Below are 13705 nucleotides of genomic sequence, written 5' to 3' on the forward strand. Positions count from 1 at the left end.
CGCCCCCGCCGGTGCTCCGGCGCCGGCGGGGTCCGTCCGACGGCCGCAGCGGGCAGGACGACGGTCGATGAAAGCGCGGGCGGCCATCGCCACCCGGCGGGACGCGGCCGGCCGGACCATCCTCGCCACGATGCGTTCCGACCCACCGCTCACGCTGCGGGCGACCGCGCCCGGCCGGGTGCATCTGGTGTCCACCGCGGCGGGTCCGCTGGGCGGCGACGACCTGGCCCTCGACATCGAGGTGGCGCCGGGAACCGCGCTGGAGGTGCGGTCGGTCGCGAGCACGCTGGTGCTGCCCGGTTCCACGGGGGCCGAATCGCTGATGACGATCACGGCGCGGGTCGGGGCGGGGGCCTCGCTCAGGTTCGCACCGGAACCGACGGTGCTCGCGGCGGGCTGCCTGCACCGTATGGTCGTCCGGCTCGACCTGGCCGAGGACGCGCGGGTGCTCTGGCGCGAGGAGATCGTCTTCGGCCGGTACGGCGAGCGCCCCGGACGCTGCCACTCACGCTTCGACGCCGTTCTCGGCGGGGTCCCACTGCTCCGGCAGGAGTTCGTGACGGGCGACGCGGAGATCGACGGCAGTCCCGCCGTCTACGGCGACGCCCGCTGCGTGGGCAGCACCCTGATCACCGGCCGGGCACCGGAGACGGTGGTCGGGGCGGGCTGGGCCGTCCTGCCCCTGGCCGGACCGGCCACCCTGGTCTCCGCGCTCGGCCGGGACGCCGTCGAGCTGCGGCGACGGCTCGGGCACGGAGAGGAGGCCGTCACCGGCCGCCTCTGAGGGCCACGGCCCGGCTCCCATGGAACAAGACAGCGTCCCGGCCACAGCCCGGCTCCGATGAACCAGGGCGGCCGTCCCGGCCCTGGAACCGTCAGTCGTAGAAACCCAGGCGGCGGAGCTGCTTGGGGTCGCGCTGCCAGTCCTTGGCGACGCTGATGCGCAGGTCGAGGTAGACGCGGGTGCCCAGCAGCGCCTCGATCTGCCCGCGGGCCCGGCTGCCGACGTCCTTGAGCCGGGAGCCCTTGTGCCCGATCACGATGGCCTTCTGGGACGGACGCTCGACGAACATGTGAGCGTAGATGTCGAGGAGGTCGTCACGACCCTCCCTCGGCAGCATCTCGTCGACGACCACCGCGATCGAATGCGGCAGCTCGTCGCGAACCCCTTCCAGGGCCGCCTCCCGGATCAGCTCACCGACCAGCACCTGCTCGGGCTCATCGGTGAGCTGTCCTCCCTCGTACAGCGGCGGGCTCACCGGCAGGCGCTGGACCAGCACGTCGGCCAGCACGTCGAGCTGCTCGCCCGACTGCGCGGAGACCGGCACGATGTCATCGAACTCGGCAAGCTGGGAGATCGCGAGCAGCTGCGCGGCGATCTGCTCGCGGGTCGCCAGGTCGCACTTGGTCACCACGGCGACCACCGGGGTCTTCTTGATGCCCGCGAGCTTCTCGGCGATGAACCGGTCGCCCTTGCCGATGGACTCGTTGGCGGGCACGCAGAAGCCGATCACGTCGACCTCGGTGAGGGTGGAGAGCACCAGGCTGTCCAGCCGCTCGCCCAGGAGCGTGCGGGGCCGGTGCAGACCCGGCGTGTCGACGATGACGAGCTGGGAGTCGGGGCGGTGCACGATGCCGCGGATGGCCCGGCGGGTCGTCTGGGGCTTGGAGGAGGTGATCGCCACCTTCGTGCCGACCAACGCGTTCATCAGCGTGGACTTGCCGACGTTGGGCCGGCCGACGAAGCAGGCGAAACCGGCATGGAAATCAGCAGCTGAGGAACTCACGTCAACCATTGTCGCCGATGCCGGACTCAGCTCTGACGCGGTGTCCCGTCAGGGCCGGCCACGAGCAGGGTCCCACCGCCCAGATCGCGGACCGTCCGCGTGTCGGCGTCGGAGGGTCCCTCACCGGCGGTGACCAGCGCGGCGGCCTCCAGCGACTCCGCTCCACCGGACACCGCCATCGCCACGGCGACCTGGATCGCCGACAGGGTCAGCGACGGCAACGCCACGTTGGTCGCCGAGTAGGTCCGGCCGGTCTCGTCCCGTACGGCCGCGCCCTCGACGGCACCGTTGCGTGCACGGGCGGAACGGGCCAGCACGATGATCTTCTTGTCCTCGGGGTCGAGGCTCGCGTCACTCACAGCACAAGGGTATTCAGCTTCCCGCGTCCAGGACGACACCGGTGCGGCCCCGGCACCAAAACGACACGGCTGCCGCCTCGCTCAGGCGGAGACCTCGTCGACCAGCAGGCGGGCGAGCTCCCGGGTGCGCTCGGTGTCGACGTCCCTGACACCGGCGTGCACCAGCGAGATCAGGGTGTGGCCGCTGAGGGCGAACACCAGGTGCATCTCGTACGGATATCCGTTCAACCTGCCGTTCAGCCGCCTGGCCTGCACCTCGCCGCCGACCTCGTCCAGGTCCAGGGGGGAGACCCGAAGAGCGGTGCCGCGGCCCGCCAGTTGGGCGCGTGCGACCGGACAGCCGCTCAGCGCCGCTGTGAGCTCGTTGAAGTGAAGCTCGGCGTCGTCACCGTGGTAGGAGGCCAGGCCGAACCCGGCCAGCTCCCCGACCCCGTCCCCCTGGTAGGTCACGGCCGCCCGCGCCCCCAGCGCACGCTGCGGCGGCCTGCCTCCGGCGGCGTCGAGAACGAGCCGGCAGTCCTCGTTCACGGGCTGGAACGGGGCGCGCCAGCCGTCACGCGGGCGGGCCGAGAACCCCTCAGGCAGCGCCCGTGCCTCGTTGAGCAACCCCCGCAGCCGGTTCAGCTCCGCGGTGCCGTCCATGGCGTCGCCGGCCCCCGCCCCGCTTCCACAGCCGGCCGCCCCGCCCACCATAAGTCCACATAACACTGTAAAAACGACAATATTTATCCCTCGCGTCATGACCATCCCCCCGATGTCATGTGCGAGGCGTCTCGTCCTCGCCGACTCGCTTTCTTCCCCGTCGGCAAAAGCGGCAATCATTAAGAAACGCCTAAGGGTGCCCTCAACCGTATTTCACGGTCGAGAACACCCTCAAGCGAGTAACACAGGACAGCCTCCAGCCCTGCGTGACTCTTCTCCCCCACGGGGCCGACCCCTCGCGCCGCGAACCCCTCCGGACGCCGGGGATCCTCCCCACCGACTCCCGCGCGACCAGGTGCCGTGAGAGAAGCATCACCCGCACCACTTGCAGGGCGCTTGCGGACGACTTGGGACGAATCCACCACCCGAGCCCGTCACTGATCGGCGGAGGCCGAGACCGAGTCAGACTCCGCGGAGGCGATCCTGGTGACGAGGACCGTGCCGATCCGGTTGCGGCGCCCGGCGAGGCTCTCGGCCGTCAGGCTGAGCCCCTCCACCACCGCCTGGGAGCCGGCGATCGGCACCCGGCCCAGCGCGTGCGCCAGCAGCCCTCCGACGGTCTCGACGTCGTCGACCTCCAACTCGATGCCGAACAGGTCTTCCAGATCGTCCACCGGGAGCCTGGCGGTCACCCGGACCGCACCGCCCTCCAGCGGCTCCACCCTGGGGACCTCCTGGTCGTACTCGTCGGTGATCTCACCGACGATCTCCTCCAGGATGTCCTCGATGGTGACCAGGCCGGCCGTGCCACCGTACTCGTCGATGACGATGGCCTGGTGGATCTGGCGGGCCTGCATCTCGCGCAGCAGCTGGTCGATCGGCTTGCTCTCCGGCACGTAGGTGGCCGGACGCATGATGGACTCCACCGGCTCGGCGCGCCCGTCGTCACCGGTGTCCTGCACCCGGCGCGCGATGTCCTTGAGATAGGCGATGCCGATGACGTCGTCCTCGTTCTCACCGACCACGGGGATCCGCGAGAAGCCGCTGCGCAGGGCGAGCGACAGGGCCTGGCTCAGCGTCTTGCCCCGCTCGATGAACACCATGTCGGTACGGGGCACCATGACCTCGCGGACCAGGGTGTCGCCGAGCTCGAAGACCGAGTGGATCATCTCCCGCTCGTCCGGCTCGATGACCCTGCGTTCCTCGGCCAGGTCGACCAGGTCGCGCAGCTCGGCCTCGGAGGTGAACGGGCCCTCGCGGAAGCCCTTGCCGGGCGTCACCGCGTTGCCCAGCAGGATGAGCAGCTTGGGCAGGGGTCCGAAGATCCGGGTCAGGCCGTACACCAGGGGCGCGCTGGCGAGCGCGATCGGCTCGGCGTGCTGACGGCCCAGCGTGCGCGGGGAGACCCCGACGATCACATAGCTGACGACGATCATGACCGCCGCCGCGGCGGCGTAGGCCCGGCCCTGGTCGCCGAGCCAGTCGATGAAGAGCAGCGTGCCGATCACCGTGGCGACCAGCTCGCAGCTCAGCCGGAGCAGGAGCAGCAGGTTCAGGTAGCGCGGCGGATCGGCGACGATGGCCTGCAGGCGCACCGCTCCCCGACGGCCGTCGCGGACGAACTCCTCCGCGCGAACCCTTGAGATGCGGGTCAGGGCCGTCTCCGCGCTGGCGATCAACCCACCGACCACAACGAGGACGACAGCGGAGAACAACCACCCGTTGGCAAGGTTCACCGCTGGGGGCGCACCTCCCGCCACGATTCCAGAAGCTCGCCCTGAAGGCCGAACATCTCCTTGTGCTCCTCGGGTTCGGCGTGATCGAAGCCGAGCAGGTGGAGGATGCCGTGCGTGCACAGCAGCTCCAGCTCCGCCTCGGTGCTGTGCCCCGCCTCGGCGGCCTGCTTGGCCGCCACCTGCGGGCAGAGCACCACGTCACCGAGGAGTGCCGGGTCGGTGGGCGTGTCGCCCTCCTGCCGGGCTCCCGCGCCGGGACCGGGCCGCAGCTCGTCCATCGGGAAGGCGAGCACGTCCGTGGGGCCCGGCTCGCCCATCCACTGCTCGTGCAGCGCCGACATGGCCTCTTCGTCGACGACCAGGATCGACAGCTCGGCGAGCGGGTTGATGCCCATCCGCTCCAGCACGTGCCCGGCCAGCGAGACGATGAGCCCCTCGTCGATCTCGACACCGGACTCGTTGTTGACCTCAACGCTCATGGGTCACCCCCTGCTTCTCACGTGCCGCGCGACCGGCTCGTGCCGCGCGACCGGCTCGTGCCCCGCGCCGGAGTCGCTCCGCGCTCATGTTCTCTCCCGGGGACGCTGCTTGACCACGCCCTTGATCTGCTGCGGCGCGCTCTGGCGCTGCCTCTCGTCATAGCGCCCGTACGCGTCCACGATGTCGCCCACCAGCTTGTGGCGCACCACGTCGTCGCTGGTCAGACGGCTGAAGTGGATGTCAGAGATGCCTTCGAGGATGCCCTGGACGACCCTGAGACCGCTCTGCGTGCCGTTCGGCAGGTCGACCTGGGTGACGTCGCCGGTGACGACGATCTTCGAGTTGAACCCCAGCCGCGTCAGGAACATCTTCATCTGCTCCGGCGAGGTGTTCTGCGCCTCGTCCAGGATGATGTAGGCGTCGTTGAGCGTGCGGCCCCGCATGTAGGCGAGGGGTGCCACCTCGATCGTGCCCGCGGCCATCAGCCGGGGGATCGACTCGGGATCGAGCATGTCGTGCAGCGCGTCGTAGAGTGGGCGCAGGTAAGGGTCGATCTTCTCGTAGAGCGTTCCCGGCAGGAAGCCCAGCCGCTCGCCCGCCTCGACCGCGGGGCGGGTGAGGATGATCCGGTTGACCTTCTTCTCCTGGAGGGCCTTCACGGCCTTCGCCATGGCGAGATAGGTCTTGCCCGTGCCGGCCGGGCCGATGCCGAAGACGACGGTGAACTTGTCGATCGCGTCGACGTAACGCTTCTGGTTCACGGTCTTCGGGCGGATGGTCCGGCCCCGCGAGGAGATGATGTCCAGGGAGAGCACCTCGGCGGGACGGTCGGAGGTCATCCGCAACATGGCGATGCTGCGCTCGACCGCGTCGGCCGTGAGCTGCGCGCCTCCGCGGACGAGTTCGGACATCTCCTCGAAGAGCCGCACCACGGTGCTGCTCTCCTCCGGGCTGCCGGTGACGGTGATCTCGTTGCCCCGGACGTGGATGTCGGCGCGGAAGGCGCCCTCGATGACACGCAACAGCTCATCGCGCGAGCCCAGCAGGCTGACCATCGACTGATCGTCCGGAATCACCACCTTCGCCTGAGTCCGGCTGGCACCCCTGGACCTCGGCGACATTCTGCTGGAATCGTTTGTCTCGGACATGAGCTGGCCTTACGGCCTGTTCGCCTCCAGATATAGGCGCGGAACTTCAACGCCATCGTATCCGTGATCGACGGGATCGCGCCTACCGGTTTTCAGCCGGGCGGCCACTTCAGACCGCGCCCCCCGATCACGTGTCCGTGCACGTGGAAGACGGTCTGACCGGCCTCGGGTCCGGTGTTGAACACCAGCCGGTAGCCCGATTCCGCGACTCCCTCCTGCCTGGCGACCGCGTGCGCGGTCTTGAGCACCTCGTCGGCCAGTCCCTGGTCGGCGGCCGCCAGTGCCGCGGCGTCCCGGTGGTGCTCCCTGGTGACCACCAGCACGTGGGTCGGCGCCTGGGGGTTGACGTCACGGAAGGCCAGCGTGCGATCGGTCTCATAGACGATCTCCGCGGGAATCTCGCTGGCCACGATCTTGCAGAACAGGCAGTCGGCTTCGCTCACCATGCGGGCACCTTACCGCTTGAGGACGTTGTGAATCGGTGATGGTTCCCGTCGGCAAACAAAGATCCACCCAGATATGGTGGGTGTGCAAAACTTCAACCAAGACAGCCTTTGCGCATAGCACCATATGGCCGCCTGGCGAGGACACGACTGGGTCATGCCCCTTAATGAACCGGAAGAGCGTAAACCCTCTGGGAAGGCCGAGCGTCCCACTGATGTGACCACCGAGACCCTCGTGGCAGACAGATCGCTCGGGGCGGTGCCCGTCGGGTGGGATGCCGACATGGCCGTTACCGCGCTCTACAGCGCGCACTATCGGTCTCTTGTCCGTCTCGCCGTACTGCTCGTCCGCGATATGGCAACCGCGGAGGAGGTCGTGCAGGACGCGTTCGTCGCCATCCATGGCGCCTGGCGTCGCCTGCGCGACACCGACAAGGCACTGGCCTACCTGCGGCAGTCGGTCGTGAACCGATCACGTTCGGTGCTTCGGCACCGGGCGGTCGTCGAGAAGTACGCGCCCAAGGGCATGCCCGACGCGCCGAGCGCGGAGAACGGGGCGATCGGCGAGTTCGAGCGCTCCGCCGTCATCGAGGCGCTCCGCGGGCTGCCCGCGCGCCAGCGGGAGGCCCTGGTCCTGCGCTACTACGGAGACCTGTCCGAGGCGCAGATCGCCCACGCGATGGGCATCAGCAAAGGCGCGGTCAAGAGCCACACGGCTCGCGGCATGGCCGCCCTACGAACCTCACTGGAGCAACTGTCATGACCGACTCCCCGGATGAGTACGGCGAGCTGCTCCGCCGTGCGCTCAGCGCGGAGGCGAACTCGGTCGTTCCCTCCCCTGACGGGCTGGAGATAATTCGCGCCCGCATCGAGCGACGCGGGTTTCGCTGGCTGACGTGGTGGCGGACCGGAGCCTCCGTCGCCGGCGCGCTCCTCGTCGCGGCGACCGTCGTCATGGTGGTTCCCCAGTTCCGAGAACAGGTGATCCCCCAGGTGAGCACCGGCACGGTCAACTTCACCGAGTCGACGCCTCCTCCGGACGGATCCGCCACCTCAAGACCCCCGGCTCCGCCCCAGCCGTCGTCCGGCCCCGCCCAGCTCCCCACCATCGGCAGGCCGGAGGCAGGCGGCACCACGCTCCCGCCGACGCCCACACCGTCCAGGAGTACGACGCCCAGCACGAAGCCGACCTCCAAGGCGACCTCGGCGCCACCGACTCCCAGTCCGACGCCGACGCCCACCTGCCCCACGCCTCTCGACGATCCACCCGTCGACCCCAACGGGATCTCCAAGCAGTGTGAGGAGGCCGAGGCGACACCCGCACCGACGAGGACGCGGCCCCCGGCTCCCTCGGAGAGCCCGTGCTCGGCCGATGAGTGCGACACGTCGGACGACGTGTCGCCCCCGATGCCGACGGAGGCGAACGTCCCCGCGCCGATCCCGGTCAGCAGCTAGGGCACCGTCCGGCGGATCCTGCCGTGGCGAGGATCTGCAGGGTGGCCTCTCGGCGCGCAGATGGGGGCCTCGGCCTACCGTGGTGGCCGGCGGCAACGCGGCGGGGCGCCGTCCGACCGGCCGCGGCAGACAGAAGACCCAAGGGACCCCAAGGGACCCCAAGGGACCCCAAGGGACAGGGCCAAGGGGCGCCGTCCGGGGATCACCAGCGGCCGCTGCGCGTCTGGAGCACCGCCGCCGCGACGACACCGGCCGTCGAGGTACGCAGCACCGTCGGCCCGAGCAGCGCCGGCACCGCCTTGACCTCGCGGAAGACGGCGATCTCCTCCTGCGACACCCCGCCCTCCGGGCCGACCACCACGACGATGTCGCCGCCCGCGGGGAGCGGAAGGCCGGACAGCGGGGAGGCGGCCTCCTCGTGCAGCACGACGCCGAGCGCCGCCGCCGACAGCAGGGCGGCGACCCCTGCGGTGGAGACGAGCTCCGTCACCTCGGGCAGGCGGAAGCGGCGTGACTGCTTGCCCGCCTCACGCGCCGTGGAGCGCCAGCGGGCCAGCGCCTTGGCCGCGCGCTCGCCCTTCCACTGGGTGACACACCTGGCCGCGGCCCAGGGGACGATCACGTCCACCCCCGCCTCGGTCATCATCTCCACGGCCAGCTCGCCCCGGTCGCCCTTGGGCAGTCCCTGGACCACGACCAGGCGAGGGGACGGCATAGGCACCTCGTGACGGCGCAGTACCTGGACCCGGAGCGAATCCCTGCCCGCCTCGATCACCACGCACTCGGCGACGGAACCCGCCCCGTCTGTCAGGTCAAGCCGCTCCCCGGCCCGCAGCCGCCGTACGGCCGCCGCGTGACGCCCCTCGGGGCCGCCGAAGACGAACTCCGGCCTGACCAGGTCGGCGGGTTCGGCCAGGAAGACCGGAACGGTCATGGGCCGTCGGGGCGGGCCGTATCGTGGCGACACGACCGGGAACGGGCCGCGTTGCCGCGGCGCGGCCAGGAACGGACCGCGCCACGCCCACGCGACCCGGGGCGCTCCGGGTCAGCGGCCATTGAAGGCATCCCGCAGCCGGGAGAAGAAACTCTGCTGCCCGGGGGCGAACTTGCCGGGCGGGCGCTCCTCGCCGCGAAGCCTGGCGAGCTCCTTCAGGAGGTCCTCCTGGACCGTGTCGAGACGGGAGGGGGTCTCCACGTTCACATGGATCAGCAGGTCGCCGCGGCCGGTCTCGTTCAGGCGCTGCACGCCGCGGCCGTAGAGCGGGATCGTCTGCCCCGACTGCGTGCCGGGACGGATGTCCAGATCCTCGGCGCCATCGAGCGTCTCCATGGTCAGGATGGTGCCGAGCGCCGCCGCGGTCATCGGGATCTGCACCGTGCAGTGCAGGTCGTCGCCGCGCCGCTCGAAGATCTCGTGAGGGCGCTCGACGATCTCCAGGAACAGGTCGCCGGGCGGGCCGCCACCCGGGCCGATCTCGCCCTCGCCGGCGAGCTGGATGTGGGTGCCGTCCTCCACCCCGGCCGGGATGCGGACCTTGATGGTCCGCCGGGTGCGGACCCGGCCGTCGCCGGAGCACTCCTGGCAGGGGTGGCGGATGATCGACCCGAAGCCACCGCACTGGGGACAGGGCCGGGAGGTCATCACCTGACCGAGGAAGGAGCGGGTGACCTGGGAGACCTCGCCCCGGCCATGACACATGTCACAGGTGTCGGGGTGGGTGCCGGCGGCGGCGCCGGAGCCCGTGCAGACCTCGCAGACCACCGCGGTGTCGACGACCAGCTCGCGGGTCGTGCCGAAGCCCGACTCCCGCAGGTCGAGCTCGACCCGGATTGTGGCGTTGCGCCCGCGACGGGCGCGCGAGCGGGGGCCGCGGCCACCGCCGCCGGCCGCGCCGAAGAAGGCGTCCATGATGTCGCTGAACGGGAAGCCCGCGCCGAAGCCACCGGCCCCCGCACCACCCGAGGCGAACGGGTCGGCACCCATGTCGTACATCTGCCGCTTGCTGGAGTCGGACAGGACCTCGTAGGCCTGAGTGATCTCCTTGAAGCGCTCCTGAGTCTCAGGGTCGGGGTTGACGTCGGGATGCAGTTCGCGCGCCAGGCGTCGGTACGCCTTCTTGATCTCTTCCGCACTGGCGTCACGGCGCACCCCGAGGGTGCCGTAGTAGTCGCTCTTAGCCACTTTTCGTTGACCTCTTATGATGCAGCCAGGATCTGGCTGACGTAGCGTGCCACCGCGCGCACCGCGCCCATCGTGACCGGGTAGTCCATACGCGTCGGGCCCAGCACACCGAGCCGGGCCAGTTGCTTGTCCCCAGAACCGTATCCGGCGGCGACGATAGACGTGCCCTGGAGTCCGGTGTAGGGGTTCTCCGAGCCGATCCGCACGGTCAGCGCCGACAGGTCGGAGGTCTCACCGAGCAGTCGCATGAGCACGACCTGCTCTTCCAGAGCCTCCAGCACATCGCGGAGCCCGACGGTGAAGTCGGCTCCCGCAAGGTTGGCGGCCCCGGCAAAAACAATCTTTTCATCGTGCCTGTCCACCAGGGACTCCAGCAGCACCGACAGGATCGTGGCCGCGAGCGGCCGGTCCTCTGCGGGCAGCCGCTCAGGCAGGTCGGCGACCTTGTCGGGGACGCTGGTGAGCCCGCACCCGTCGAGGGAGGTGTTGAGCACCGCTCGCAGATGGGCCACACGCTGCTCGTCCGCGACGTCGGGCAGCTCGACGACGCGCTGCTCGACCCGGCCGGTGTTGGTGATGAGCACGAACATCAGCCGGCGCTCGTTCAGCGGCACCAGCTCGACGTGCCGGACCGTCGAATTGGTCAGCGTCGGGTACTGCACCACGGCGACCTGACGGGTGAGCTGGGCAAGCAGCCGCACCGTCCGCATGACGACGTCGTCGATGTCCACCGCACCCGCGAGAAAGCTCTCGATGGCCTTACGTTCCGCGCTCGAGAGGGGTTTCACCTGCGAGAGCCGGTCGACGAAGAGCCGGTAGCCCTTGTCCGTGGGCACCCGGCCGGCGCTGGTGTGAGGCTGGGCGATGTAGCCCTGCTCCTCCAGCACCGCCATGTCGTTGCGGATCGTCGCCGGGGACACCCCCAGACTGTGCCGATCCGCGAGGGCCTTGGAGCCCACCGGCTCGTTGGTGGACACGTAGTCCTCGACGATGGCGCGAAGCACGGCGAGCTTCCGGTCGTCGACCAACGTGGTCACCTCCCTGCCTGCGTTCAAATGGGAAACACGAGGCCTGGCACTCTGTGTTCCCGAGTGCCAAGTGTACGGCCCCCGTGCGGAAGGCGCGATAAGCAAGAGCTGCGGATGATGATGCCAAGCCTTTGGCAAGTCAACTGCTATCGCGCTTCAAGCGGCCCCCTGCACAATTCGTACATGTCCAACGATTTTGGTTCTTTTCCGGGCGACGCCCCCCGCGGCCCCGGTTACGGCTCCCCCCAGCAGCCGTATGGCCAGCAGTCCCACCAGGGCGGCCCCTCCTACGGTTACGCACCTCCCGGCTACGGCGCCCCGCAGGGACCGCCGCCCACCGGGAAGATCAAACCCGGTATCGGGTGGATCGTCGGCGTGTGGCTGCTCGCCCTGCTCAGCATCATCGTCGGCATCGGCGGCTTCGCCGGTGGCGTGCTGGGTGCGGTCAACAGCGCGGCACCGACGAAGACGTTCGCCCCCGGCGAAAACGCGACGGTCACGCTCAACCCGGCGGACAAGCCGGCCATCTACGTCTCCACCAGCGGACCCACCAACTTCGAGTGCACGCTGACGGGTGGCACCGGCACGCCCCGCCTGCAGAAGCCGACCATCCAGCAGACCGTATCGGGCTCCAACGGCGTCGTCTGGGAGATGGGCCTGCAGATCGGCGTGGACCAGGCAGGCGACTACCAGGTCACCTGTACCGCCGACCCCGCGGAGGGCACCACGTTCGGCGTGGGCCGCGAACTCGCCGCCGAATCACTGGTCGGCGGGACGGTCGCCCTGTTCGCAGTGCCCTCCGCCGGGATCCTGCTGGCCATCATCGTGACGATCGTCGTACTGGTGAAGCGGAGCAACGCCCGCAAGCGCCGGGCCGCCGCGTCGGCGGGGCAGTGGGGGCAGCCGGGACCCTACGGCAGGTGACGCCCGCGTTTGCTAGCGTCCCAGGTGATCCCTGGCGAGAGATGGTGGGCGGTCGGTGATGTACGAGCGTGATGTTCTGGCGGGAGACTGGCGGCGCCCCCGCAGGGGGAGGATTACCCAGGTGCCCGCCGAGCTCGACCTGGTCGTCGAGGACGCCGACGGCGGCTTCTGCGGTGCCGTGGTGGCCTGCGACAAGGAGGCCGTCACCCTGGAGGACCGCTTCGGCCGCCGGCGGATCTTCCCCCTGGAGCCGGCCGCGTTCCTCCTGGAGGGCAAGACGGTGACGCTCGTGCGACCGGCCACCGCGCCGCGCGGCCCCCGGCGGAGCGCGTCGGGCTCCATCGCGGTGGAGGGCCTGCGGGCCCAGGTGGCCGGGGAGAGCCGGATCTACGTGGAGGGCGTGCACGACGCCGCGCTCGTGGAGAAGGTCTGGGGCCACGACCTGAGGGTCGAGGGTGTGGTCGTGGAGTATCTGGAGGGGATCGATCACCTGCCCTCCGTCGTCGAGGAGTTCGGCCCGGGCCCCGGCCGCCGCCTGGGTGTGCTCGTCGACCACCTGATCCCCGGTTCCAAGGAGAGCCGGATCGCCGCGCGGATCTCCTCACCTCACGTGCTGATCGTCGGGCACCCGTTCGTGGACGTCTGGCAGGCGGTCAAGCCGCAGGCGCTCAAGATCTCCTCCTGGCCGTCGGTGCCGCGCGGCGTGCCCTGGAAGGAAGGCGTCGTCGCCGCGCTGGGATGGCGGATGGAACCCGGCGACGCGTGGCGCCGCATCCTCGGATCGGTGACGACGTATACCGATCTGGAGCCCGAGCTGCTCGGTCCGGTCGAAGAGCTGATCGACTTCGTCACGGTTCCCGGCGAGGATGGCTAGTGTTCTGTTCCTCAACGGAGGGTGCGCACGCGCGGCCGAAAACCTGATGCTGTCAGGGTGGCCTCCCCGGCCGCCTGGGCCGGTGTGGATCTGTGCTTCCGATAAGGACGTCGCACTAGGCCGTCAACCCGTCAGGAGGGCCATGAGCGAGAATCTCGGGGAATCACCGGGCGAGGACCGGACAAGGCGCTTCGGCGCCCCTCCACCCGGCCAGTACGGTGGCCCCGGCCAGTACGGCGGGTACGACCAGTACGGCCAGTATGGCGGGTACGGCCAGCCGGCGGGTTACGGCTACCAGGCGCCGCCGGGAACCTACGGCCCGCGGCCCGACAGCGACGACACCACCATGGCGATGCTCGCCCACCTGCTGGGCCTGCTGACCAGCTTCGTCGGCCCGCTGGTGCTTTACCTCGCCAAGAAGGACGAGTCACCCTACGTGCGGGACCAGGCCGCCGAGGCCCTCAACTTCCAGCTCACGCTGTTGATCGCCTATTTCGTCTGCATGATCCTGGTGCTGGTGCTCATCGGCGTCGTGCTGATGTTCCTCCTCTGGATCGGGTCGATCATCATGGTGGTCATCGCCGCGGTGGCGGCCAACAGGGGGGAGAACCACCGCTATCCGATGAGCATCCGCTTCGTCGGCTGAC

The 13705-nt window shown here is 69.8% G+C and carries 16 protein-coding genes; 6 read left to right on the forward strand and 10 right to left on the reverse strand.

The features are described from left to right. Nucleotides 1-67: 67 nt before the first annotated feature. Nucleotides 68-784, forward strand: a complete 717-nt coding sequence (locus tag OIE13_RS20615) for an urease accessory protein UreD (RefSeq protein WP_326637409.1) — start codon at nucleotides 68-70, stop codon at nucleotides 782-784. A 91-nt stretch (nucleotides 785-875) separates the two neighbouring features. Here the strand turns inward: OIE13_RS20615 and era are convergent, their stop codons facing one another. The 7 genes from era to OIE13_RS20650 all read right to left on the reverse strand — a co-directional run bounded on the left by era (nucleotide 876) and on the right by OIE13_RS20650 (nucleotide 6595). Further along, a complete protein-coding gene (era, locus tag OIE13_RS20620; protein ID WP_326637407.1) occupies nucleotides 876-1796 on the reverse strand; it encodes a GTPase Era in 921 nt (306 codons plus the stop codon). A gap of 17 nt (nucleotides 1797-1813) precedes the next feature. Then, complete coding sequence (locus OIE13_RS20625; protein ID WP_326637405.1) at nucleotides 1814-2146, reverse strand: cytidine deaminase; 333 nt, start codon at nucleotides 2144-2146, stop codon at nucleotides 1814-1816. Between the two features lie 81 nt (nucleotides 2147-2227). Further along, nucleotides 2228-2788, reverse strand: coding sequence for a hypothetical protein (locus OIE13_RS20630; protein WP_326828581.1), 561 nt, complete (start codon nucleotides 2786-2788; stop codon nucleotides 2228-2230). Between the two features lie 434 nt (nucleotides 2789-3222). Continuing rightward, nucleotides 3223-4524 carry a hemolysin family protein gene (locus OIE13_RS20635; RefSeq protein WP_326637401.1) on the reverse strand — a complete coding sequence of 434 codons (1302 nt, stop codon included), beginning with the start codon at nucleotides 4522-4524 and terminating at the stop codon, nucleotides 3223-3225. Beyond that, the gene (ybeY, locus tag OIE13_RS20640; RefSeq protein WP_326637399.1) at nucleotides 4521-5003 is read right to left on the reverse strand and encodes an rRNA maturation RNase YbeY; all 483 of its coding nucleotides are present in this window, start codon (nucleotides 5001-5003) and stop codon (nucleotides 4521-4523) included. Before ybeY ends, OIE13_RS20635 begins: the two co-directional genes overlap by 4 nt. A gap of 84 nt (nucleotides 5004-5087) precedes the next feature. Further along, entirely contained in the window at nucleotides 5088-6152 is a 1065-nt protein-coding gene (locus OIE13_RS20645) for a PhoH family protein (protein WP_326637397.1), read from the reverse strand. 92 nt (nucleotides 6153-6244) lie between these two features. Beyond that, a complete protein-coding gene (locus OIE13_RS20650) occupies nucleotides 6245-6595 on the reverse strand; it encodes a histidine triad nucleotide-binding protein (RefSeq protein WP_326647007.1) in 351 nt (116 codons plus the stop codon). Between the two features lie 283 nt (nucleotides 6596-6878). Between OIE13_RS20650 and OIE13_RS20655 the strand changes: the two genes are divergently transcribed. Then, a complete protein-coding gene (locus tag OIE13_RS20655) occupies nucleotides 6879-7358 on the forward strand; it encodes a SigE family RNA polymerase sigma factor (protein ID WP_043655278.1) in 480 nt (159 codons plus the stop codon). Beyond that, a complete protein-coding gene (locus tag OIE13_RS20660; RefSeq protein WP_326637395.1) occupies nucleotides 7355-8050 on the forward strand; it encodes a hypothetical protein in 696 nt (231 codons plus the stop codon). The genes OIE13_RS20655 and OIE13_RS20660 overlap by 4 nt, the downstream gene beginning before the upstream one ends. A 202-nt stretch (nucleotides 8051-8252) precedes the next feature. Here OIE13_RS20660 and OIE13_RS20665 read toward each other — a convergent pair whose 3' ends face one another. The 3 genes from OIE13_RS20665 to hrcA form a co-directional block, all read right to left on the reverse strand. Next, nucleotides 8253-8984 (reverse strand): 16S rRNA (uracil(1498)-N(3))-methyltransferase, encoded by a 732-nt coding sequence (locus tag OIE13_RS20665; protein ID WP_326637393.1) that lies wholly within the window; start codon nucleotides 8982-8984, stop codon nucleotides 8253-8255. Nucleotides 8985-9095: 111 nt separating this feature from the next. Continuing rightward, on the reverse strand, nucleotides 9096-10232 hold the full coding sequence (dnaJ, locus tag OIE13_RS20670) for a molecular chaperone DnaJ (RefSeq protein ID WP_326637392.1): 1137 nt from the start codon (nucleotides 10230-10232) through the stop codon (nucleotides 9096-9098). Nucleotides 10233-10246: 14 nt separating this feature from the next. Then, nucleotides 10247-11260, reverse strand: a complete 1014-nt coding sequence (hrcA, locus tag OIE13_RS20675; protein WP_326647003.1) for a heat-inducible transcriptional repressor HrcA — start codon at nucleotides 11258-11260, stop codon at nucleotides 10247-10249. Between the two features lie 183 nt (nucleotides 11261-11443). Here hrcA and OIE13_RS20680 point away from each other — a divergent pair, with 183 nt between their 5' ends. The 3 genes from OIE13_RS20680 (at nucleotide 11444) to OIE13_RS20690 (ending at nucleotide 13704) form a co-directional block, all read left to right on the forward strand. Next, nucleotides 11444-12184, forward strand: coding sequence for a hypothetical protein (locus OIE13_RS20680; RefSeq protein ID WP_326637390.1), 741 nt, complete (start codon nucleotides 11444-11446; stop codon nucleotides 12182-12184). 58 nt (nucleotides 12185-12242) lie between these two features. Then, a complete protein-coding gene (locus OIE13_RS20685; protein WP_326637388.1) occupies nucleotides 12243-13058 on the forward strand; it encodes a DUF3097 domain-containing protein in 816 nt (271 codons plus the stop codon). A 142-nt stretch (nucleotides 13059-13200) separates the two neighbouring features. Next, nucleotides 13201-13704 (forward strand): DUF4870 domain-containing protein, encoded by a 504-nt coding sequence (locus tag OIE13_RS20690; RefSeq protein WP_326637386.1) that lies wholly within the window; start codon nucleotides 13201-13203, stop codon nucleotides 13702-13704. Nucleotide 13705: the final 1 nt, after the last annotated feature.

The organism is Streptosporangium sp. NBC_01810 (assembly GCF_035917355.1).
GTDB lineage: Bacteria > Actinomycetota > Actinomycetes > Streptosporangiales > Streptosporangiaceae > Streptosporangium.